General features: G+C 67.8%; 20 protein-coding genes and 2 pseudogenes. 16 read left to right on the top strand and 6 right to left on the bottom strand.

The features are described 5' to 3' along the window. Nucleotides 1-81: 81 nt before the first annotated feature. The gene (locus CVV76_RS03305; protein WP_102223195.1) at nt 82-1,164 is read right to left on the bottom strand and encodes a DUF475 domain-containing protein; all 1,083 of its coding nucleotides are present in this window, start codon (nt 1,162-1,164) and stop codon (nt 82-84) included. 219 nt (nt 1,165-1,383) lie between these two features. On the opposite strand from CVV76_RS03305, the gene CVV76_RS03300 reads away from it, so the two are divergent. Beyond that, nucleotides 1,384-2,307, top strand: coding sequence for a dihydrodipicolinate synthase family protein (locus tag CVV76_RS03300; protein ID WP_102223194.1), 924 nt, complete (start codon nt 1,384-1,386; stop codon nt 2,305-2,307). Nucleotides 2,308-2,339: 32 nt separating this feature from the next. On the opposite strand, the gene CVV76_RS03295 is transcribed toward CVV76_RS03300, so the two are convergent. Then, nucleotides 2,340-2,768, bottom strand: coding sequence for a GFA family protein (locus CVV76_RS03295; protein WP_102223193.1), 429 nt, complete (start codon nt 2,766-2,768; stop codon nt 2,340-2,342). Nucleotides 2,769-2,883: 115 nt separating this feature from the next. Next, nucleotides 2,884-3,837, bottom strand: a complete 954-nt coding sequence (locus CVV76_RS03290; protein WP_102223192.1) for a 1-phosphofructokinase family hexose kinase — start codon at nt 3,835-3,837, stop codon at nt 2,884-2,886. Nucleotides 3,838-4,178: 341 nt separating this feature from the next. Between CVV76_RS03290 and CVV76_RS03285 the strand changes: the two genes are divergently transcribed. From CVV76_RS03285 to CVV76_RS03265, 5 genes are all read left to right on the top strand, one after another. Continuing rightward, nucleotides 4,179-6,020, top strand: a complete 1,842-nt coding sequence (locus CVV76_RS03285; protein ID WP_233192698.1) for a sensor histidine kinase — start codon at nt 4,179-4,181, stop codon at nt 6,018-6,020. Further along, nucleotides 6,017-7,249: a sigma-54-dependent transcriptional regulator gene (locus CVV76_RS03280; RefSeq protein WP_102223190.1), complete on the top strand. Its 1,233-nt coding sequence runs from the start codon at nt 6,017-6,019 to the stop codon at nt 7,247-7,249. Before CVV76_RS03285 ends, CVV76_RS03280 begins: the two co-directional genes overlap by 4 nt. Before the next feature lie 243 nt (nt 7,250-7,492). Next, nucleotides 7,493-8,500 carry a TRAP transporter substrate-binding protein gene (locus CVV76_RS03275; RefSeq protein WP_102223189.1) on the top strand — a complete coding sequence of 336 codons (1,008 nt, stop codon included), beginning with the start codon at nt 7,493-7,495 and terminating at the stop codon, nt 8,498-8,500. Nucleotides 8,501-8,598: 98 nt separating this feature from the next. Beyond that, nucleotides 8,599-9,312 carry a TRAP transporter small permease gene (locus CVV76_RS03270; protein WP_102223188.1) on the top strand — a complete coding sequence of 238 codons (714 nt, stop codon included), beginning with the start codon at nt 8,599-8,601 and terminating at the stop codon, nt 9,310-9,312. A 4-nt stretch (nt 9,313-9,316) separates the two neighbouring features. Continuing rightward, a complete protein-coding gene (locus CVV76_RS03265; RefSeq protein WP_102223187.1) occupies nt 9,317-10,708 on the top strand; it encodes a TRAP transporter large permease in 1,392 nt (463 codons plus the stop codon). A 108-nt stretch (nt 10,709-10,816) separates the two neighbouring features. Here CVV76_RS03265 and CVV76_RS03260 read toward each other — a convergent pair whose 3' ends face one another. After that, the gene (locus CVV76_RS03260) at nt 10,817-11,950 is read right to left on the bottom strand and encodes a DUF6456 domain-containing protein (protein ID WP_102223186.1); all 1,134 of its coding nucleotides are present in this window, start codon (nt 11,948-11,950) and stop codon (nt 10,817-10,819) included. A 201-nt stretch (nt 11,951-12,151) separates the two neighbouring features. Between CVV76_RS03260 and CVV76_RS03255 the strand changes: the two genes are divergently transcribed. Further along, on the top strand, nt 12,152-12,478 hold the full coding sequence (locus CVV76_RS03255) for a DUF6477 family protein (protein WP_233192697.1): 327 nt from the start codon (nt 12,152-12,154) through the stop codon (nt 12,476-12,478). 118 nt (nt 12,479-12,596) lie between these two features. On the opposite strand, the gene CVV76_RS03250 is transcribed toward CVV76_RS03255, so the two are convergent. Next, nucleotides 12,597-14,144 (bottom strand): trimethylamine methyltransferase family protein, encoded by a 1,548-nt coding sequence (locus CVV76_RS03250; protein ID WP_102223184.1) that lies wholly within the window; start codon nt 14,142-14,144, stop codon nt 12,597-12,599. 173 nt (nt 14,145-14,317) lie between these two features. On the opposite strand from CVV76_RS03250, the gene CVV76_RS03245 reads away from it, so the two are divergent. From CVV76_RS03245 to CVV76_RS25740, 8 genes and pseudogenes are all read left to right on the top strand, one after another. Further along, the gene (locus CVV76_RS03245; protein WP_102223183.1) at nt 14,318-14,758 is read left to right on the top strand and encodes a MarR family winged helix-turn-helix transcriptional regulator; all 441 of its coding nucleotides are present in this window, start codon (nt 14,318-14,320) and stop codon (nt 14,756-14,758) included. 31 nt (nt 14,759-14,789) lie between these two features. Next, nucleotides 14,790-15,359, top strand: coding sequence for an isochorismatase family protein (locus CVV76_RS03240; protein ID WP_102223182.1), 570 nt, complete (start codon nt 14,790-14,792; stop codon nt 15,357-15,359). Continuing rightward, entirely contained in the window at nt 15,356-15,691 is a 336-nt protein-coding gene (locus CVV76_RS03235) for a hypothetical protein (RefSeq protein WP_102223181.1), read from the top strand. Before CVV76_RS03240 ends, CVV76_RS03235 begins: the two co-directional genes overlap by 4 nt. Further along, nucleotides 15,688-16,917, top strand: coding sequence for an MFS transporter (locus CVV76_RS03230; RefSeq protein WP_102223180.1), 1,230 nt, complete (start codon nt 15,688-15,690; stop codon nt 16,915-16,917). The genes CVV76_RS03235 and CVV76_RS03230 overlap by 4 nt, the downstream gene beginning before the upstream one ends. 120 nt (nt 16,918-17,037) lie before the next feature. After that, complete coding sequence (gene guaA, locus CVV76_RS03225; protein WP_102223179.1) at nt 17,038-18,603, top strand: glutamine-hydrolyzing GMP synthase; 1,566 nt, start codon at nt 17,038-17,040, stop codon at nt 18,601-18,603. Nucleotides 18,604-18,909: 306 nt separating this feature from the next. After that, nucleotides 18,910-19,113: pseudogene (locus tag CVV76_RS25750) on the top strand (Arm DNA-binding domain-containing protein); the annotation flags it as partial. Between the two features lie 203 nt (nt 19,114-19,316). After that, nucleotides 19,317-19,418, top strand: a pseudogene (locus CVV76_RS25745) (hypothetical protein); the annotation flags it as partial. Between the two features lie 123 nt (nt 19,419-19,541). After that, complete coding sequence (locus CVV76_RS25740) at nt 19,542-20,108, top strand: tyrosine-type recombinase/integrase (RefSeq protein WP_456297912.1); 567 nt, start codon at nt 19,542-19,544, stop codon at nt 20,106-20,108. Nucleotides 20,109-20,257: 149 nt separating this feature from the next. Here the strand turns inward: CVV76_RS25740 and CVV76_RS03215 are convergent, their stop codons facing one another. Continuing rightward, nucleotides 20,258-21,100 carry a winged helix-turn-helix transcriptional regulator gene (locus tag CVV76_RS03215; protein ID WP_102223178.1) on the bottom strand — a complete coding sequence of 281 codons (843 nt, stop codon included), beginning with the start codon at nt 21,098-21,100 and terminating at the stop codon, nt 20,258-20,260. A gap of 106 nt (nt 21,101-21,206) precedes the next feature. Here CVV76_RS03215 and CVV76_RS03210 point away from each other — a divergent pair, with 106 nt between their 5' ends. Next, nucleotides 21,207-21,434 (top strand): helix-turn-helix transcriptional regulator, encoded by a 228-nt coding sequence (locus tag CVV76_RS03210; RefSeq protein ID WP_102223177.1) that lies wholly within the window; start codon nt 21,207-21,209, stop codon nt 21,432-21,434. Nucleotides 21,435-21,454: the final 20 nt, after the last annotated feature.

Here is a 21,454-nt window from a genome sequence, read left to right as displayed (position 1 = left end):
CGCACCCGCCGCATCCGCGGGGGTTTCACACCCCCGCACCCCCGTGGGATATTTTCGAGCAGAAAGTGGGGATGCGGGACCTCAGGCTTCCTGCGAGGTCTCGGCGGGCTCGCTGTCGGGGAAGGCGCAGCCGCGCTTGCGGCGGTTGTAGCGGATCGAGGACCAGAGCGAGAGGCCGATCAGCGCGGCGCCAAGGGCGCCGGTGACGAGTTCGGAGATGTGCATCAGCGTCTGGACGTACATGATCACCGCCAGGGCGAGCACCGACCAGAAGGCCCCGTGTTCGAGATAGCGGAACTGCGTCAGGGTCTGGCGTTCGACCAGCATCAGCGTCATCGACCGGACGTACATCGCCCCGATCCCCAGCCCGATCGCGATCAGGAACAGGTTCTGCGTCAGGGCGAAGGCACCCACCACGCCGTCGAAGCTGAACGAGGCGTCGAGCACCTCGAGGTAGAGAAAGGCCCCGAGGCCGCCCACCGCCGCCGCCCCGCGCATACCGTTTTCCGCGTCGAGCACGTGGCCCAGCAGTTCCACCCCGGTGAAGGTCAGCATGCCGAGCAGCGAGGCGAACAGGAAATCCCCGGCGTCGTCGCTGGGCATCATCCAGGAAAAGCCGAGGACGAGGAGGAGGACGAAGGCGATTTCCATCCCGCGGACCCGGGCGCACTGGCGCATCCGGCATTCGACACGGTCGATCCAGTCGATCTCCTTCTGCTCGTCGACGAAGTAGCGCAGGCCCACGAGCATGAGGAAGGTGCCGCCGAACGCCGCGATCGACAGGTGGGCATCGTCGATGATGTCGGCATAGCGGGCCGGATCGGTCGCCGCGAGGTGGATCGCCGCCACCGGCCCGAGATGCGCCGCCACCGCGACGATCAGCAGCGGGAACACGACGCGCATGCCGAACACCGCCACCAGGATGCCCCAGGTCAGGAAACGCCTGCGCCAGACCGGCGACATCGCCTTGAGCTTGTTGGCGTTGACGATCGCATTGTCGAAGCTGAGCGAGATTTCCAGCACGGCCAGCACCGCGCCGATCACCAGCGCCGAAAGCGCCCCCGACAGCGTGCCCGTCATTTCCCAGCCAAGCCAGAACGCGAGGGCAAGGCCCCCGATCGTGGCCGCGAAGGCCCAGCGGAAATGGGAAAGTGTGTCGCGCATCCGGATCTCTTGTCGCCACCACATGCGGATCCGCCCGGCAGGGGGCCGGGCGGCAGCGGCGGGCTGGTTTCACGAAGATATGGGAACGCACCCCCCGCATCTCAACCCGCCCCCCTTGAAGCCGTGGCCCCGCTGTCCCATCATCCGGCTGCGCCGTGGCAGATCGGCCACATCAGCGCCCGCCTGGGGTGCTGGAGGGTGCAGGAGGAGGAAAACCCGATGCTCGACGAATCCGCCAGCGGTGTCTTCACCATTGCCGTCACGCCGTTCCTGCCCGATGGCGCGCTGGACATGGCGTCGGTCGCGACGATGACCGAATTCTACCTTGAGCGCGGAGCCACCGGCCTCACGCTTCTGGGGATCATGGGAGAGGCGCCGAAGCTGACCCAGGCCGAAAGCCTTGCCGTGGTGCGCCGCGTGGCCGAGGTCGCCGCGGGGGCGGTGCCGATCGTGGTCGGCGTTTCCTCGCCGGGCTTTGCCGCGATGGGAGAGCTGGCCGCCGGTGCGATGGAGGCCGGCGCCGCGGGCGTCATGGTCGCGCCGCCCGGCAGCCTGCGCACCGATGCCCAGATCCGCGACTATTACGGCAACGTCGCGCGCACGCTGGGCGATACGTCCTTCGTGCTGCAGGATTTTCCGCTGGTCACCTCGGTCCAGATCACGCCTCAGGTGCTGCTCGACATCTTCGAGGCGCACCCGACCTGTGTGATGCTGAAGCATGAGGACTGGCCCGGCCTCGACAAGATCTCGGCGCTGCGGCGGGCCTCCGATGCTGGCGCGCGGCGGATCTCGATCCTCTGCGGCAACGGCGGCCAGTTCCTGCCCGAGGAGATGGCGCGGGGTGCCGACGGCGCGATGACCGGATTCGCCTTCCCCGAGATGATGGCGGGCGTGGTCGCCGCCTCGCAGGCAGGTGACCGGGCGCGGGCGCAAGACATATTCGACGCCTACCTGCCGCTCGTGCGCTACGAGGCGCAGCCCGGCCGCGGCCTCGCGATCCGCAAGCATATCCTCGCCAGCCGGGGCGCCATCGCCCATGCCAGCCTGCGGGCGCCCGGCGCCGGCCTCACGCCCGACGCGATCGCCGAGGTGGCCTTCCTCCTCGACCGGCAGAAACGGCGTCTGGCAGAGCTCGGCCTCTGATCGGCTCCGCCCTCCATGGGCCTATCTGGCCCCTAACCGCCAAGCCGCCCGCGGGCGGAGCTGTCAACGCGCTCCAGCCCGTCGTCGATCCGCAGCCAGGGCAGGCATTGCCCGGCGTGGGCATGCAGCGTCGGCGGCAGCCAGCCCGCCTGGTCGATCAGACCGAGCGGGACGTAGATCATGCCGGGAAGGTAATCGTAGCGCCCTGTCAGCGGTGAACCGCAATCCGGGCAGAAGCTGCGCCTCACGCCGGGCGTGACGCCGACCGACCGGCCGTCGTCCGGCGCGAAGCGGACGGCCGACTCGGGAAATGCCGCAAAGGCCGCGACCGGCGCGCCGGTGACGCGGCGGCAATCGGCGCAATGGCAATAGGCCACCGCGGAGGGCAAGCCCTCCGTGCTGAACCGCCGCGCCCCGCAATAGCACCGCCCGGTCACGCCGACTTGGTCCGAAACATCCATCCTCCACACCCCGCCTGTTCATCCACGCCGCAAGGGCCCTCGCCCCTGTCTTCTTCTGAGCGGAAATATCCCGGGGGGTGCAGGGGGGCAGCGCCCCCCGCCCTTCGGCGCCCGCTCAGACCTCCCGCGCCGCACATTCCGGCAGCAGCCGCACCACGTCCTCGCGCCGACACAGCCGGGTGCCCTCGGTGATAACCGCCGCGCTTGCCGCCGCGTTGCCGTGGGACAGCGCCGCCGCCAGCCCCTCGCCCCGGGCCAGCGAAAGCGCCAGGGCACCGACGAAGCTGTCGCCCGCCCCGATCCGGCTGACCACCTCGACCGGGGCGTTCGGCGCGAAGAGGCGCAGGCCCGGCGCGGCCAGCACGGCGCCCTCGGCCCCGCGGGCCAGGATAACCACCCCGGCCACGCCCTGCGCCACCATCCCCGCGGCCAGGCGCGCCGAGTCCGCCGCCGTGGGCAGCGCCTGCCCGGCCAGCTCCTCGGCCTCGTCACTGTCCATCCGCAGGATCCACGGCGCGGCGTCGTGCCCGCCTTCGGCCAGCGCCCGAAGCGGGCCGCCCGAGGTGTCGACGATCAGCCGCGCCCGCCCCTGCAGGCGCCGGGCGAGGCGAAGCGGGAAGTCCTCGGGCACGCCCGGCGGCTGGCTACCCGATAGCACGACGATCCCGCCTTCCCGCGCGGCGGTGGCGATCGCGGCCAGCGCGGTTTCGACATCCGCCGGCCCCCAGGCCGGGCCGGGCAGGACGAAGCGGTACTGCCCGCCGGTCGTCCGGTCGGTAACCGCTAGGCTCTGGCGCGTCTCTCCCGGGGCGGTCATCGCGACGCTTGGCACGCCCACCTCGGTCAATAGCGACAGCAGGCGGTCCCCGGTCGCACCGCCCACCGCGACCAGCGCCCGGGCCGTGCCCCCGAGAAGCGCGATCGCCCGCGCCACGTTCAGCCCGCCACCGCCCGGCTCCACCAGCGGCGGGGCGCAGCGCAGCTTGGGGCCTGGGCGCACCTCGGCCACGCTCGACGACAGGTCGATCGTCGGGTTCAGGGTGACGGTCAGCAGATCGTCCGGTGTCATCGGCAGCTCCCGCGGATACCGGGGGATCGCCCGGTCCGCCGCCAGACTGGGGCATCGGCCGGTGCGATGCAATCGTGGCTCTGGCCAAGCCGCGCCCGGGTTCCTAGACTGTCCGGCGCGGGTGCGGGCCGCGCATGGGGAAGTGGATGGAAGACCGGGCATTACAGGGATCTGCGGCCACGTCGGGACAGGCACGCCCAGACGCCCCGCCCTCTGCCGGATCCCCTGCGCAGTCCTCTGTTCGGTCCTCTGCCGACCATTCCTCTGCCCTGCCCACCTCTGCAAGCCCGCGCCCCTCATACCGCCCCTCAGACCGCCTGCCGGGGCGGCGCGCCGGGGTCGTGGCGCTCTGGCTTGCGGCGACGCTGGTGCTGGCGCTGGGCGTCGGCTGGGTCTCGCTCGGCGACGGGCTGGCAAGGCTGAACGAACGCGGGCGCGCCGACCTCGCGCTTGCCGCCGACCGGCTGACCAGCCAGCTTGCGCGCTACCGTGAACTCTCGGTGCTCCTCGAAAACCACCCGGTGCTGCGCCCGCTTCTGGCCGGGAAGGCGACGCCGCAGGAGAAGGCCGCGGCCGACCTGCTGTTGCGCCGGACCGCCGACCGCAGCGGTGCGGACGATTTCCTCCTCGTCGGGCGGCAGGGGCAGATCCTCGCCTCGGCGGCAGGCTCCAACCCAGCTGCTGCACCAGCCGCTGCCCCCGATCCTGCCCGCGCGGCTGACCCCGACACCGACGCGAGAAATGCCCCGCCCGCCACTTTTGCCGGCTCGGCGCTCCTGGCGCGCGCGCTGCACGGCACCACCGCCTTCACCCACGGCCTCGCCGATGCGGCAGAGGGGCGCCCGGCCCGGCGCGTCTTCACCTACGCGGTGCCGGTGTTCTCGGGCAACGGCCCGGTCGTCGGGGCCGTGGTCGTGCGGATCGACGCCGACCGGGTGGAGGCGAATTGGCGCGGCGCGGCGCAGGCGATCTATTTCACCGACGCGCTGGGCATCGTCTTCGTCGCCAACCGCGACGAGCTTCTCTATGCCCGCGCGGGCACCCCCGGCCCCGACCGCGCCGCCCGCGGCCTGCGCTACGGCGATGCCCGGCAGGTGGCCTTTCCCTCGGTCACGCCGCTGCGCCTCGCCGGGCAGGCGCTCTGGTGGATCGCGGGTGGGCCCTACCTGCCGCGGCTTGCCCTGCCCCTGTCGATGCCGCTGCCGATGGTGGAACTCCGCGGCCATATCCTGATCGACGCCTGGCCCGCGCTGCGTCTCGCGCTGTTCCAGGCGGCGACCACGGCGGCGCTGTGCCTGATCCTTGGCGGCCTCCTGCTGGTCGCGCGCGAGCGGCGCCACAGCCTCTCGCGCGACAAGGCCCTGCTCGAGGCCCGGGTGGCCGAGCGCACGGCCGAGCTTTCGACCGCCGTCGCCCGCCTTCAGACCGAGGTCGAGGAGCGGATGGAGGCCGAGGCCGCCCTGAAGAAGGCCCAGCAGGACCTTGTTCAGGCGGGCAAGCTCTCGGCCCTGGGCCAGATGTCGGCGGGGCTGAGCCATGAGCTGAACCAGCCGCTGATGGCGATCCGTTCCTTCGCCGAGAACGCCAGCGCCTTCATCGGCCGGGGCCGGCCCGAGGCGGCAGCGGAGAACCTGCACCGGATCTCGGATCTCGCCCGGCGCATGGGGCGGATCATCCGCAACCTGCGTGCCTTTGCCCGTTCCGAGGTCGAGGGCGTGGCAGATGTCGACCTGACCGCCGTGGTGGCGGCGATCCTCGAACTGACCGAGGCGCGGATCGCCGAGGCGGGCGTGACCCTCGACCATGCCCCGCCCGGCCCGGTCATGGTGCGCGGCGGCGAGGTGCGGCTGCAGCAGGTCGTACTCAACCTCGTGAGCAACGCCCTGGATGCGATGGAGGGGATGGAGGCGCCGCGCCTGACCCTGCGCATCCTGCCCGCGGGCGACCGCGTGCGGCTGATCGTGCGCGACAGCGGCCCGGGCATTGCCGAGCCGGAAAAGATCTTCGACCCGTTCTATTCCACCAAGGAGGTCGGCCATTCCGAGGGGATGGGCCTCGGCCTCTCGATCTCCTACGGAATCGTGCAGGGCTTCGGCGGTGCGCTCTCGGGGCGCAACCTGCCCGGCGGCGGGGCCGAGTTCACCGTCGACCTGCCCGCCGCCACGGAAAGGGCCGCCGCATGATCCGCACCGTCCTTCTGGTCGATGACGACCGCGCGGTGCGCGAGGCCCTGGGACAGACGCTGGAGCTGGCCGATCTGAACCCGGTCCTCGCTGGCTCGACCATAGAGGCGAAGGACCACGTGGGGCGGGATTTCCCCGGCGTGGTGGTCAGCGATCTGCGCATGCCGGGCAAGGACGGCTTTGCCCTGCTGGCCCATGTGCGCGGCCTCGACCCCGAGCTTCCGGTGATCCTGCTGACCGGCCAGGGCGACGTGCCGACGGCGGTGCGGGGCATGGCCGAGGGCGCCTTCGGGTTCCTGGAAAAACCCTGCGCCCCCGGGGACTTGCTCGAGGTCATTCACAAGGCGCTCCGCTCCCGGACCGAGGTGCTGGAGGCGCGCGGCCTGAGCCGGCGGATCGCCGAGGGGGATGCCGCGGCGCGGCTGATCTTCGGCATCTCTGCGCAATCCGAGACGCTGCGCAGCCGGATCCGCGCCGCCGCCCGCGCCACCGGCGCCGTGCTGGTGACGGGCGAGCCGGGCACCGGCATTTCGAAGGTGGCCGAAGTCCTTCACCTCGTCTCTCCCGCCGCCCGCCGGCCCTTCGTCAAGCTGTCGGCCTCGGCCACCGACGCCCCCGCGCTGGCCGAGGCCTTCTCCCGCGCCGACGGCGGCACGATATTCCTCGACGAGGTGACCGACCTGACGCCCGCCGCGCAATTTGCCCTGCTCGAACTGATCGAGGGCGACGCGCGTTCGCGCGCCGTTGCCGGCACCCATCACGATCTTGCCCGCGCCGCCCGGGCCGGCCGCTTCCACCCCGACCTTTCGCTTCGGCTCGATGCGCTCCGCCTGCGGATCCCGGCGCTGCGCGAGCGGCCCGAGGACATCCCCGTGATGTTCCGCCGCTACGTCGCCCAGGCCAGTGAACAGGCCGACCTGACCCCGCCCGAGATCGACGCCGCGATGCTCGACCGGCTGATGGCGCAGGACTGGCCCGGCAACGCCCGGGCGCTCATGAACGCCGCGATGCGCTTCGCCCTCGGGGTCGAGGAGCCGCCGCCCGAGGGCGGCGAGGGCCTGGCCGAACAGATGGCCCGGGTCGAGCGCACGCTGCTGGAACAGGCGCTGCGGCGCCACGGCGGCAATGCCACGGTGACGGCGCAGGCCCTGAAGCTGCCGCGCAAGACCTTCTACGACAAGCTCGCCCGGCACGATCTGCACCCCGAGGACTACCGCCGTTCCGGGTGAGTGCCCGGTCCTGCCCGGATCACGCCCCGATCCTGTGCGGATTTCCGCACATGCTGCCCCGCGGCATGGGCGCGTTCCATCGTAACATCGTCGCGCAAACCGTTGATCCTGCGATTTTTCGACGAAAAATCACGGCGACGTGAAAGTTTCGCTTGATCGCTTCGCGACTCACGCCATCGTGAGGGCCGGGCGTCCGCAGAGGCGCATCGACACCGAACTCAGCCATCCTCGGGAGGAGGACCCATGAAGTTTCTGACCGCCGCGGCGACCGCCGCGCTTCTGACCTTTGCCGCCCATGGCGCGCGCGCCGAAGGCGCCTGCGATCCGGGCGAGATCGTCATCAAGTTCAGCCACGTCACCAACGCGACCAAGCATCCCAAGGGCATCGCCGCCCAGCTGTTCGCCGACCGCGTCAACAAGGAGATGAACGGCAAGGTCTGTGTCGAGGTCTATCCGAATTCGACCCTCTACAACGATGACAAGGTGCTCGAGGCGATGCTGCAGGGCGATGTCCAGATGGCCGCGCCCTCGCTGTCGAAGTTCGAGGCCTTCACCAAGGTCTTCCGCCTGTTCGACCTGCCCTTCATGTTCAAGAACATCGCCGCGGTGGACGAGTTCCAGAACTCTCCCGCTGGTCAGAAGATGAAAGGCTCGATGACCCGGCGCGGCCTCACGGGGCTGGAATTCTGGCATTCGGGGATGAAGCAGTTCTCGGCCAACAAGCCGCTTCTGGTGCCGGGCGACGCCAAGGGGCTGAAATTCCGCGTGCAGCCCTCCGACGTGCTGGTCGCGATGATCAAGGCGCTTGACGCCTCGCCGCAGCCGATGGCCTTCTCCGAGGTCTACTCGGCGCTGCAGCAGGGCGTGGTCGACGGGCAGGAAAACACCTGGTCGAACATCTACGGCCAGAAGTTCTATGAGGTTCAGGACGGCATCACCGAAACCAACCACGGCACGCTCGACTACCTCGTGGTGACCTCGACCGACTTCTGGGACAGCCTGAAACCCGATGTCCGCGACCAGCTGGCGAAGATACTGCACGAGGTCACGGTGGAGCGGAACGGCGCAGTCACCGACATCGAGGCGAAGAACCGTCAGAACATCCTCGACGCCGGGGCGAAGATCCGCGAGCTGACGCCCGAGCAGCGCCAGCAATGGGTCGACGCGATGAAGCCGGTCTGGACCCAGTTCGTGAAGGACGTGGGCCAGGACAACATCGACGCCGCCCAGGCAATCAACGCCAAGCACTGAGCGAATGAGGCCGGTTCAACGGCCCGGGCGGCTCCCGTGACGGGGGCCGCCCTTCTTGAACGGGTCCCGCGACAGGGACCCTTGCGAAGGGGGACGCCATGGCCAGCCGGCCGATACGCCGCAAGCTCGGGTTCGAGGAGAACGCGATCGCCTTCCTGCTGGGGGCGATGACGCTGATCACCTTCGCCAATGTCTTCGTGCGCAAGTTCTTCAACGTCCCCCTCGCCTTTCAGTTCGAGGCCGCGACGGGGCTGAAACTCCCGCACGAGATCCTATGGGCGCAGGAGGTGACCCTCTATATCTTCGCCTGGCTGGTGATCTTCGGCATCTCCCACACCTTCCGCATCACCGCCAACCTCGGGGTGGATGCGGTGATCGGGGCGCTGCCGCCGCGTGGGCGCTTTGCGCTCGGCCTCGTCTCGGCGGCCTGCTGCCTGGTCTACGGCCTGTTGCTCCTGAAGGGCGCCTGGGATTACTGGGCTCCCTTCGCCGGCCTCTACGAGACCACCGGGCGCTGGTTCCCGACCGGGTTCAACTGGTCGACCCGCGACCGCGCCTTCTACGTCACCGACCAAGTGCCGATGCCGGATTTCCTGCAATTCCTCTCGGCCTGGATCAACCAGGGAGAGGCCTGGGACAAGATGCCCCGGGTGATCCCCTACCTGATCCTGCCACTGGGCATGGCCCTGATCCTGCTGCGCCTGGTCCAGGCCACGCTCGGCCTCCTGCGCGGCACCCGCACCAGCCTCATCGTCAGCCACGAGGCCGAGGACGAGGTCCGCGACGTCGCCCACATCAACCGCGAGGAATAGCCCCGTGTCGATCGTTCTTCTCTTTGTCGGCATCGTCGCGCTTCTGCTGATCGGCGTGCCGATCGCGGTGGCCCTGGGCCTGTCGTCGATCCTGTTCCTGCTGTGGGAATCGAATGCCTCGCTGGCCTCGGTGGCGCAGACCTTCTACCAGGCGATGCAGGGGCATTACACGCTGCTGGCGATCCCGTTCTTCATCCTCGCCTCGACCTTCATGTCGACGGGCGGCGTGGCGCGCCGGATCATCCGCTTCTCGATCTCGCTGGTGGGGCACATGCACGGCGGCCTCGCCATCGCAGGCGTCCTGGCCTGCATGATGTTCGCGGCACTCTCCGGGTCGTCGCCCGCGACGGTGGTCGCGATCGGCTCCATCGTCATCGCGGCGATGCGGCAGATGGGCTATTCCAAGGATTTCGCCGCGGGCGTGATCTGCAACGCGGGCACGCTGGGCATCCTGATCCCGCCCTCGATCGTCATGGTGGTCTATGCCTCGGCAACCGAGGTCTCGGTCGGCCGCATGTTCCTGGCCGGCGTCATCCCCGGCATCGTCGCGGGCGTCATGCTGATGGCCACGATCTATATCGTCGCCCGCTGGCGCGGCCTGCCCAAGGGCGACTGGCTCGGCTGGTCCGAGATCGGCAAGTCGTTCCGCGAGGCGTTCTGGGGCCTCATGCTCGTCGCCATCATCATGGTGGGCATCTACGGCATCCCCGGCATCACCGCGGGCCTCTTCACGCCGACCGAGGCCGCCGCCGTCGCCTCCGTCTACGCCTTCGTCATCGCGATCTTCGTCTACCGCGACATGGGGCCGTTGGCGAACGCCGACGGCGCGCCCACGCCGCTCTGGAAACAGCCCTCCGCCCTCGTCACCGGCTTCTTCCATGAGGACACCCGCCGCGCGCTCTACGAGGCCGGCAAGCTCTCGATCACGCTGATGTTCATCATCGCCAACGCGCTGATCCTGAAACAGGTGCTGACCGACCAGCGCGTCCCCCAGGCGATCGCCGAGGCGATGCTGGGCGCGGGCCTCAACCAGATCACCTTCCTGATCGTGGTGAACCTGATCCTTCTGATCGGCGGCCAGTTCATGGAACCCTCGGGCCTGATCGTCATCGTCGCCCCGATCGTCTTCCCGATGGCGGTCGAACTGGGGGTCGACCCGATCCACCTCGGGATCATCATGGTGGTGAACATGGAGATCGGGATGATCACGCCACCCGTGGGCCTGAACCTCTTCGTCACCTCCGGCGTGGCCGGCATGTCGGTGATGCGCGTGGTCAAGGCGGCGCTTCCCTTCCTTGCCGTGCTCTTCATCTTCCTGATCCTGGTGACCTACGTGCCCTGGCTCTCGACCTGGCTGCCGACCTCTCAGCTGGGCCCGGAAAGGGTGGTCCACTGACCCATCCCTTCTTCTGAGCGAAAATATCCCGGGGGGAGCCGCCCCTTGGGCGGCGGGGGGCAGCGCCCCCCTCCACGCCGACACCTCCACGCTGCCCGCCCGGGCCCCCTACCCGATCAGCACGTCGTTCCCCCCGGTCTCGTCATAATGCCGCTTCAGCCGCATCAACGCGATCCGGAGCACGATCTTGCCCGAGCGCGCGGACCAGCCAAGGCGCTTCTCCGCGCCCTCCAGCCCCTCGAGGTAACAGCAGCAGCGCAGCGCCATGTCGCCCAGCCCCGGCCCGAGGTCGCGCAGCGCCGCAGCGACCCGGTCGCGCGCACGGCGCGGGCCGTCGGCGGGTCCGCGGTCGTGGGCAAAGCCGCCGCGGTCCCCCGCGGTCAGGAAGCGGTCCCAGTTCTGCGCCACCCGTGGCCCCATCTGGGCGATCTCGAAATCCTCGCGCAAGCGCTCCGCCGCGCGCACCAGGTCGGCCGCAAGGAACGGCTGCCCGTCGCGGTCGCGCCGCCGCGCCAGCACCGCAACCGGGCTTTCCGCCGCGTTGTAGCGGATCCGCCGGCGCTGGCCATCCTCGTCCTCGCAGCTCCGCTCGTCCCAGTCGCGGTGCTGGTCGGCGAAGGGCTGGGCCGCCTCGCAGAACCCCGACCCCTCCTTGATCCGCTGGTCCTCGTCCAGCAGCCGGCGCAGCGCCGCGCGGCCCGCCTGGGTGATGCGGTAGGTGGCGACCCGGCCCTGCGGACGGCAGGCAATCCAGTCGCGCAGCGCGAACGCCTGCGCCACCGCGCGTGACACCACGGCGGTCCGCGCCGTCGGCCCGTCGCCAAGGTCGCGCAGCACGACCGCCTTTTCCATGTCCGGCGCCACCGCGAGAACCGCGCCCGGCTCGGACAGCCGCCGCAGGATGCGCCTGGCTTCGCGCAGGATGGTGGCCTCGTCCTCGATCAACGGCTCTTTGCGCAGGGGTGCGGTCATGGCTATGCTGTCCTTCTCGGTACGGTTGCGGGACTGGGTCTTGGCGGCGGCGCAGACCCTGCCCAGGGTTTCCAGCGCCTCATCGACGAGCGGATCGTCGCGCCGGTTCTCGTAGCGGCGAACCCGCCGCAGCACCGTCGAGGCATGCACCCCCCGCTGCCGCGCAAGCTCGCGCAGCGACATCCCGATCTCGGTGTGGCCCAGGTACATGGCCGCCGCATCCGGCAGCCATGCCGGCAGGGCCACGTTCGCCATTAGGTTGCACGACATGCGCGTCCGGCCTTTCCAAGTTCGTTAACCATTGTCGCGAAGGCGGTCCCAAGCCTTGGTAATATTGATTACCAGCCGGTTAAATTCCGCCGGAAACCAGATAATTGTTCCGAGTTCCTAAACCTTTCTGAAACCACCGAACGCTGAGCTCGGCCCGCGCGCAACGCCGGGTTGTATCGTGTCACCTTGGGTTGATGTGACATGTCCGACAGCACGGAGGATTTGAGGATGCGCGATTTCCAGGAAGATCTGACCCGGCTGAGGCGGCCGCGGCTTCTGGTAAGCGCGGCGCGCTTCGGCCTGCCGGATTATCGCCGCGAGCGGATGCTCAAGCGGCTGATCGGCACGGTCCCCGCGCCGGGCCGGGCGCTGCCCCGGCTGATCGAGGAAGAGGCGATCCAAGAAGACGCCCGGCGCGCGGACGCGGCCGATTACGACCTGCGCCGCCACCTCGAACTGGTGATCGCGATGATGGCCGAGGCGCGGCTGGCCGCCGCTTCGGAAATGGCGTCCGAAACGACCGCCTGAACGCGAAGGAAGAGCTGCCGGCGCCACCGACAGCTCTTCCTTTCATTGTTCCGCAAATACGCATGCAACAGCGCCGCAAGGGCCACGGCCTCCGTTGCACAACGCGGCAGACGTCCCCTCAGATGAAGGCGTCGGGCTCCGCCGCTTTCTTGCGCGCGACGTAATCGGTCAGCGCCTCGGCGATGCCTTCGTCGAGGGCGGGCGGCTGGTAATCGGCCAGCATCTTCTTCACCCGCACCGACGCCAGCGCCTGGGTGTCGCGCGCGCCTTCCTCTTCCCAGGTCTCGAACGGCTTGTAATCCAGTACCTCGGACCGCCAGAACGCGGTCTTGAAATTGGCCTGGGTATGGGCGCAGCCAAGGTAGTGGCCACCCGGTCCCACCTCGCGGATCGCGTCCATCGCCTGGCCGTTCGCGTCGGTCTGCACCCCCTGCGCGAAGTGGTGCAGCGTGCCGAGCTGGTCTGCATCCATCACGAACTTCTCGTAGGAAGAGACAAGGCCACCCTCCAGCCAGCCGCAGGCATGCAGCATGAAGTTCACCCCCGAAAGCAGCGCCATGTTGAGGGAATTCGCACTTTCATAGGCGGCCTGCGCATCCGGCAGTTTCGATCCGCAGAACGCCCCGCCCGACCGGAACGGCAGGCCGAGCCGGCGCGCCAGCTGGCCCGCGCCATAGGTGATGTGGCTGGCCTCGGGCGTGCCGAAGGTGGGCGCGCCGGAATTCATGTCGATCGAGGTGACGAAGGCACCGAAGATCACCGGCGCGCCCGGGCGCACCAGCTGCGAATAGCTCACCCCCGCCAGAACCTCGGCCAGCACCTGCGTCAGCGTCCCCGCTACCGTCACCGGCGCCATCGCGCCGCCGACGATGAAGGGCGAGATGATCGCGGCCTGGTTCGCCGCGGCATAGACCTCCAGCGCGCCCATCATCGTGCTGTCGAAGGTCAGCGGCGAGTTGATGTTGATGAGCGAGGTCATCACCGTGTTCTGGTCGACGAAATCCGACCCGAACAGGATCTTCGACATCTCCACCGAATCCGCGGCGCGCACCGGTTCTGTGACCGAGCCCATGTAGGGCTTGTCGCTGAGTGTCATGTGCGCCAGCAGCATGTCGAGGTGACGCTTGTTCACCGGCACGTCGGTGGGTTCGCACACCGTGCCGCCGGAATGGTGCAACCATTTCGACATGTAGCCAAGCTTCACGAGGTTGCGGAAATCCTCGATCGTGGCATAGCGGCGCCCGCCGTCCATGTCCCGCACGAAGGGCGGGCCGTAGACCGGGGCGAGGACGAGGCTCTTGCCGCCGATCTCGACGTTGCGGGCGGAGTTGCGGGCATGCTGCGTGAAAGACGACGGCGCGGTCGAGATCAGCTTGCGCGCCAGGCCCCGCGGAATGTGCACCCGCTCGCCCTGCACATCGGCGCCGGCCTCGCGCCAGCGTTGCAGCGCCGCCGGGTTGTCGACGAAATTGACGCCGATCTCCTCCAGCACCGTCTCGGCATTGGCCTCGATGATCTCCAGCGCCTCGGCGTTCAGCACCTTGAAGTTGGGAATGTTGCGTTCGATGAAGCGGGCGGTCTCGAATCGCACCGCCGTGCGCTCGGCACGCCGTGCCGCACCGCCGCCGCCGCGCGCCCGCCGCCCTGCTGTCGCCTGTTCGCTCATGCCAAACTCCTCCGGTTCGTCGCCCCCTTTTACGCCTTTCCGCCACCTCTCTCCTCCGGATTGCGGCGCCTGAGGGGGAAAACCGACATCCCCCGCGCCCGCGCCGATCACAAGACAGTCAATATGCGCAGGCAGACTTTACAGTTTGACTGCATAAATCTACCTCTGCCAGCATGACCGATGCCCCTGACGAACGCCCTGCCCTGATCGCCAGCGAACTGCGGACGATGTTTCGCCATCTCAAGCGGCAGCTGCAGCAGCATTCCAACCGCGGTGAGCTGACCCCGTCGCAGGCCGCCGTGGTGGTGCAGATCGACGCCGTGGGGCCAGCCACCGCCTCGGCGCTGGCGCGGGCCGAAGGGATGCGGCCGCAATCCATGCGCTCCATCCTTTCCGCGCTCGACGAGATGGGGCTGATCGAGACGCAGCCCGATCCCGACGACGGGCGCCAGACGCTGGTGTCGCTGTCGGCCACTGGCGCCCATTGGCTGGCCGAGGGCCGCGCCGCCCGGCAGGACTGGCTGTCGCGCCGCCTGGCCGCCACCCTTAGCGAGACCGAACAGCAAGAGGTCGCCCGCGCCCTGAAAACCCTGTCGCGCGCCCTCGATATCTGAGCACCCGCCCCCAATCCAAGGACCCTCCTCCATGCCGCTGACCCAGCTTGACCCCGCCACCGCCCTGATCGTCGTCGACCTTCAGAAAGGCATCGCCGCCTATCCGACGATCCACCCGTTCCCGGAGGTGACCGAGCGCGCCGCCGCCCTGACGAAAGCGTTTCGGGAAAAGGGCTTGCCCGTCGTTCTTGTGAATGTCACGGGAACCGCGCCGGGACGCAACGAACAGGGCCGCGCCGGCGGCAGCTTTCCCGACGATTTCGCCGATTTCCTGCCCGAACTCGGCCAGCAGCCATCCGACATCGTAGTGACCAAGCGGACCTGGGGCGCCTTTACCGGCACCGGCCTGGAAAAGACGTTGCGCGATCGCGGCGTGACCCAGGTGGTGGTCTGCGGTGTCGCCACCTCGATTGGTGCGGAATCGACGGCGCGGCAGGCGCACGAGGCCGGGTTCAACGTGACCCTTGCGACCGACGCCATGACCGACATGAACGCCGAGGCGCATGAGAACAGCGTCACCCGCATCTTCCCGCGGCTGGGAGAGACCGGAACGGCGGAGGATGTGCTGGCGCTTCTCGCCTCGCGGGAGGCGGCGGAATGATCTGGCTCGCGCCGCTGGCCCATCTCTTCGGAGGTGTGTTCCTGACGAACGCGGTGCCGCATCTCGTGGCCGGCGTCCAGGGTCGACCATTCCAGACCCCCTTTGCCGACCCGCCCGGGCGCGGCAGGTCAACATCCATCGTCAATGTCTTGTGGGGATTTGCGAATCTGGTCGTGGCCTACCTGCTGCTCTGGCACGTGGGCCCGCTTGACATGCACCTCTGGACCGCGGTCCTGCCGCCCGCGATCGGGGCCTTCGCGATGGCGCTGTTCGCGGCCCGGCACTTCGGCCGAGTGAACGGCGGCGACCTCCGGTCGGACCCCCGCGCATGAGCCCCGCGAAGGACCCGCAGGCCATCACCCGCCGAATCGCCGTCGTCGTCTTCATCGGTGGCATGGGCGGCGGCCTCGTCTTCCCGATCCTGCCGGCGCTGGGGATCGCGCTGGGAATTCCCGGCTTCATGGTCGGGCTGATCCTGTCGGCGAACCGGATTGCGCGGCTGATCTTCAACCTGCCCGCGGGCCACCTGATCGGCCAGCTCGGCCCGCGCCGGATCCTGACCTTCGCGCTTGGGGTGGAGACCGTGGGGATCCTGTGCTTCAGCGCCGCGCTGCATCTCGGCCATGCGCAATGGTGGCTGCTGACCGGGCGGTTCATCTTCGGGATCGGCACCGCCTTCCTGTTCGTCGGCTCGCAGGCCGCGGTGCTGATGCTGTCGGATCGCGGCGACCGCGGACGCAAGACCTCGACCGTCCGCGTGGCGCAAAGCGTGGCGGTGCCCTTCGGCCTTGTCTTCGGCGGCGTGATGGCGAACTACCTTGGCGATGATGCGGCCTTTCTGGCGGGGGCAGCGGTGACCGCACTGTCGGCGGCCTATGCCTTCACGGCGCTGCCCGCCATGGGTCCGCGCAAAGCCGATCCGGAGGGCGCGGGCAAGGCCGGTTTCCGCGCGATCCTGCAATCGCCCGGGATCGTCTTCGTCTTCGGCGCCTGGATGACCAACTTCCTGATCTTCCTGACAGTTCAGGGCGTTCTTCTCGCAACGCTCGTGCTTCTGGTGCAGGACCGCAAGGTGCAGATCTTCGGCATGGAGGCGCAGGGAACATCCGGCGTGGTGATGGCGGTGATGATCGCGGCCTCGGCGGGGATCGCGATGGCCAGCGGCAAGATGATCGACGCCGCGCGCTGGCGCACCACGCTCATGTTCCCCGCGCTGGCGGTCCTCGGCATGGGGTTTGCCGTTCTCGGCCTGGCGCAGGGCGTGTGGGAGATGCTGGCCGGCGTCCTTCTCGTGGGGCTGTCGTTCAACGCGGTGACCCTGCCGATGATGGCGCTTCTGGGCGACCATGTCACCCGCGCCCAGCACGGGCCCGCCGTGGGCATCTACCAGTTCGTGGGCGATATCGGCGGCACGATCGGCCCGATCGCCGGAGTGGAACTTGCGATCCACGCGGGCCTCGGGCCGCTTTACGTCGGGCTGGGTATCCTGATCGTGCTGGTGATCGCGCCGGTGCTCTGGCTGAACGGTCGCGAAAGGCGGGCGGCGGCCCCGGCTTGAGGCTTGCGGCGGCCAGCCGCGGGGGCCACGGCACACCTCCGCGGCGCAGAATCCGCGCGCCCTGCGGGCCGGGCTGCCGATCCCCCTTGATCCCGCGCCGCGCCGCCCCTATGGGAAGCCATGACCCAGCATGATCGCCTCCTCATCATCGACTTCGGATCCCAGGTGACCCAGCTGATCGCGCGGCGCCTGCGCGAGCTGAACGTCTACTGCGAGATCCACCCCTACCAGAACGTCACCGACGCCTTCCTGAAGGACTTCGCCCCCAAGGCGATCATCTTCTCGGGCGGGCCCGACAGCGTGACCCGCGAGGGAAGCCCCCGCCCGCCGCAGGCTGCCTATGACCTGGGCGTGCCGATCCTCGGGATCTGCTACGGCCAGCAGGTCATGATGCAGGATCTCGGTGGCAAGGTCGAAGCCGGGCAAAGCCACACCGCCGAATTCGGCCGCGCCTACGTCAAGCCCGCCGATGCCCGCCTGCCGCTGCTGGACGGCTGGTTCATGGACGGATCGGGACGCGAGCAGGTCTGGATGAGCCACGGCGACCACGTGAGCGAGCTTGCCCCGGGCTTCGAGGTCTTCGCCACCTCGCCCGGCGCGCCCTTCGCCATCACCGCCGACCCGTCGCGCAACTTCTTCGCGGTGCAGTTCCACCCCGAGGTGCACCACACCCCGAACGGCCGCACGCTCTACCAGAACTTCGTGCAGCTCGCGGGCTTCAAGGGCGACTGGACCATGGCCGCCTACCGCGAGGAGATGGTGGCCAAGATCCGCGACCAGGTGGGCGACGCCAAGGTGATCTGCGCGCTGTCGGGCGGGGTCGACAGTTCCGTCGCCGCCGCGCTGATCCACGAAGCGATCGGCGAGAACCTGACCTGCGTCTTCGTCGATCACGGGCTTCTGCGCCTCAACGAGGCCGAGGAAGTCGTCGGCATGTTCCGCGACCACATGAACCTGCGCGTCATCCACGCCCAGGAGCAGGAGCTGTTCCTGGGGGAGCTGGAGGGGGTCGGCGACCCCGAGACCAAGCGCAAGATCATCGGCCGCCTGTTCATCGACGTGTTCCAGAAATACGCCGACGAGATCGAGGGAGCGCAGTTCCTAGCGCAGGGCACACTCTACCCCGATGTCATTGAATCGGTAAGCTTTTCTGGCGGCCCCTCAGTCACGATCAAGTCGCACCACAATGTCGGCGGCCTGCCCGAGAAGATGGGGCTGAAACTGGTCGAACCGCTGCGCGAGCTGTTCAAGGACGAAGTCCGCGCACTTGGCCGCGACCTCGGCCTGCCCGACAGCTTCATCGGCCGCCACCCCTTCCCCGGCCCCGGCCTCGCCATCCGCTGCCCGGGTGAGATCACCCGCGAGAAGCTGGAGATCCTGCGCAAGGCCGATGCCGTCTACATCGACCAGATCCGCAAGCACGGCCTCTACGACGAGATCTGGCAGGCTTTCGTGGCGATCCTGCCGGTGCGCACCGTGGGCGTGATGGGCGACGGCCGCACCTACGATTACGCCTGCGCCCTGCGCGCGGTGACCAGCGTGGACGGCATGACCGCGGATTACTTTCCCTTCAGCCACGAATTCCTGGGCGAGACCGCGACGCGGATCATCAACGAGGTCAAGGGCATCAACCGCGTGACCTACGACATCACCTCGAAGCCGCCGGGCACGATCGAGTGGGAATGAATTGAGGTCTGGCACCGACAGGTAGTCACCAGCAGAAAAACACATCTAAGCCCGCGTCACTGCGGGCTTTTTTGTATTTTGGTGCGGCACTGACTGGCACAGTCTGGCACGCCCAAGCAGCGATTTTTCATGGCATAAAAGATGGTATTCTTTGGCTTGATGCCATGGGGTCGGATCAATACCATGAAGGCCACATCACAAGCCTCATGGTATCAAAATCCCACAAGGCATTGATACCAAACAGAATAGCCTCTGAAAATCACCCGTTCCGGATCATGGTATTTTGAGGCTGGGAGACGCCTCGCCATGCTGACCGATACCAAGCTGCGGAACCTGAAACCTCAGGACAAGCTCTACAAGGTGAATGACCGCGACGGTCTCTATGTGGCCGTGACGCCCGCAGGCGCGATCTCCTTCCGCTACAACTATGCGATCCACGGGAGGCAGGAGACCGTCACTTTCGGGCGCTATGGCACGGGCGGCATCACCCTGTCAGAAGCGCGAGAGCGGTTGAATGAGGCCAAGAAGCTGATCGCCGCAGGCACCTCGCCCGCGAAGGAGAAGGCCCGCGCCAAGGCCCGGCTGCGCGGCTCCGAGACCTTTGCCGAATGGGCGGAGAAATGGCTGCGCGGCTACCAGATGGCCGACAGCACCCGCGATATGCGCCGTTCGGTCTATGATCGTGACCTAAGGCGAAGTTCGGCGGCTGGAAGCTGGCCGAGATCACCCATGAGGATCTGCGCGCCCATCTCGACGCCATCGTGGAGCGCGGCGCACCGGCAACGGCGGTCCATGCGCGTGAGGTCGTCTCTCAGGTCTTCCGTTGGGCCATCGAGCGCGGCCAGAAGGTTGAAAACCCCGCCGATCAGGTGCGCCCCACCTCCATCGCCAAATTCGAGCCCCGGGACCGCGCCCTGACGCCCGAGGAGATCGGGCTGATGTATCGCTACCTTGAGCGCGTCCCGACCGGCCCATCCTTCCGCGCGGCGACCAAGCTCCTCCTGCTGACACTGGTCCGCAAGAGCGAGCTGACCAACGCAACCTGGGACGAGATCAGCTTCACCGACGCCCTTTGGACGATCCCCAAGGAGCGGATGAAGCGCCGCAATCCCCATTTGGTGTTTTTGTCCCGGCAGGCCCTCGACATCTTCGTGGCGCTGAAGACCTTCGCGGGCGGCTCGGATTACGTCCTGCCCTCGCGCTATGACACCGATGCCCCGATGAGCAGCGCCACCCTCAATCAGGTGCTGACGCTAACCTACAAGGCCGCCCAGAAGGACGGAAAGCCCCTCGCGAAGTTCGGCCCCCACGACCTGCGCCGGACGGCCAGCACCCTGCTGCACGAGGCGGGCTACAACACCGACTGGATCGAGAAATGCCTCGCCCATGAACAGCGTGGCGTGCGCGCGGTCTACAACAAGGCCGAATACCGCGAGCAACGCGCCGAAATGATGCAGGACTGGGCCGACATGATCGACGAGTGGACCGGACGCGGAAATGCATAACTGCTTAATTACGTGATTATGCGACTACGGAACCACAGAACCATGCGAATACGCAGATACGCAGATACGCAGATACGCAGATACGCAGATACGCAGATACGCAGATCAAGACCGCATCTGCCCTCATGCTGCGCAAGGCTAACCGGCCGTTATTTTTCGGGTGATACGGCTTTTCTTGCTCTGCGCCGTAAAGCGGCTGAAACAGCTTGACGCGAGGTGCCAAGACGGCGCGCGATTTCCGCCTGTGTCATCGGACCCTCTTCCGCCAGCAGCTTATCGATCATCGCCGTGGGAGACTTGGCCACCTGCACTTGACGGTAGGCTTCACGCCGCACTTCGGCATGGGCTTCGATGTCCCAGGTCGGGAGGAGCGCCTGTCTAATGGCCTCTCGCCAGACCACGTCAATCTTAGCCTCGAACTCAGCCACAAAACGTCGGTCGCGCTGATAGGCCCGTCTGGCATCTTCGCTGCGTCGGGGATTGTGAGTTTCGCAGTAAAGTCTGCTGGGACGCGCGCCTTCCATCGCGCGTGGAGACCTGCTTGACCACACCAACTCTCCGTGCCGGGCCCATTCTGTTATGAGCATCCGGCGCTCGACATGCTCCCGAAAGCCCTCGACAGACCGGTCTCCGCGCATCTCTTGGGCATCGCAATAGCGTGCCCAGATGCGTGCGGCCTCATAGCGGCCCAGCTCGCCTTTACAGGCCCGTTCGTAGCGAGAAACAACCTCATCGGTGCGACGCATTGCGGCCCTGCGCATCGCGTCTGTCAGCGGAACGATTGTCGCATTCCCGCGCGCATGCCGCTTGATCACCGTCGGGGCTTCGAGCGTGGCAGAGAATTCCGTGGGCCTCCAACACAATTCGCAGAAGCACCACCGATAGTGGTCCGAAAACTTGGCCCTGAAACGGTCAGATGTGGTCTCGGTCTGCGCTGCCACGCGACCCAACAGAGGGTCGAAGGCGGGCACGGATTTATCGCGGCGTTCCATCCGCCCAAGTTATCCATGGTGTCAACTAAAGTCTAACTATTTTCGCCCTTCGCGCAGGCATGGGTCGGTACGGTCAGGCATCTGATCGACACCGAAGGAGCCAGGCATGACGATCCCGGAACCAAGCCACACCCTGATCAATCGCAAACGCCTTCTCGCCATGATCCCCTTGGCGGAACGCACGATCTACAACATGGAGCAGCGTGGTGAATTTCCCCGCCGTATCGCGCTGACTTCCCGCAACGTCGCATGGGATCTGGCCGAAATCGAAGAGTGGATTGAGGAGCGAAAAAGCTCGGGACACTGCGCCGCCCGCCCCGGATGGGAGCGATGAGCAATGGGGCGCTTCGCGAC

Source organism: Acidimangrovimonas sediminis, assembly GCF_002871005.1.
Taxonomy (GTDB): domain Bacteria; phylum Pseudomonadota; class Alphaproteobacteria; order Rhodobacterales; family Rhodobacteraceae; genus Acidimangrovimonas; species Acidimangrovimonas sediminis.
This window is presented reverse-complemented; position numbering and strand designations above follow the sequence as displayed.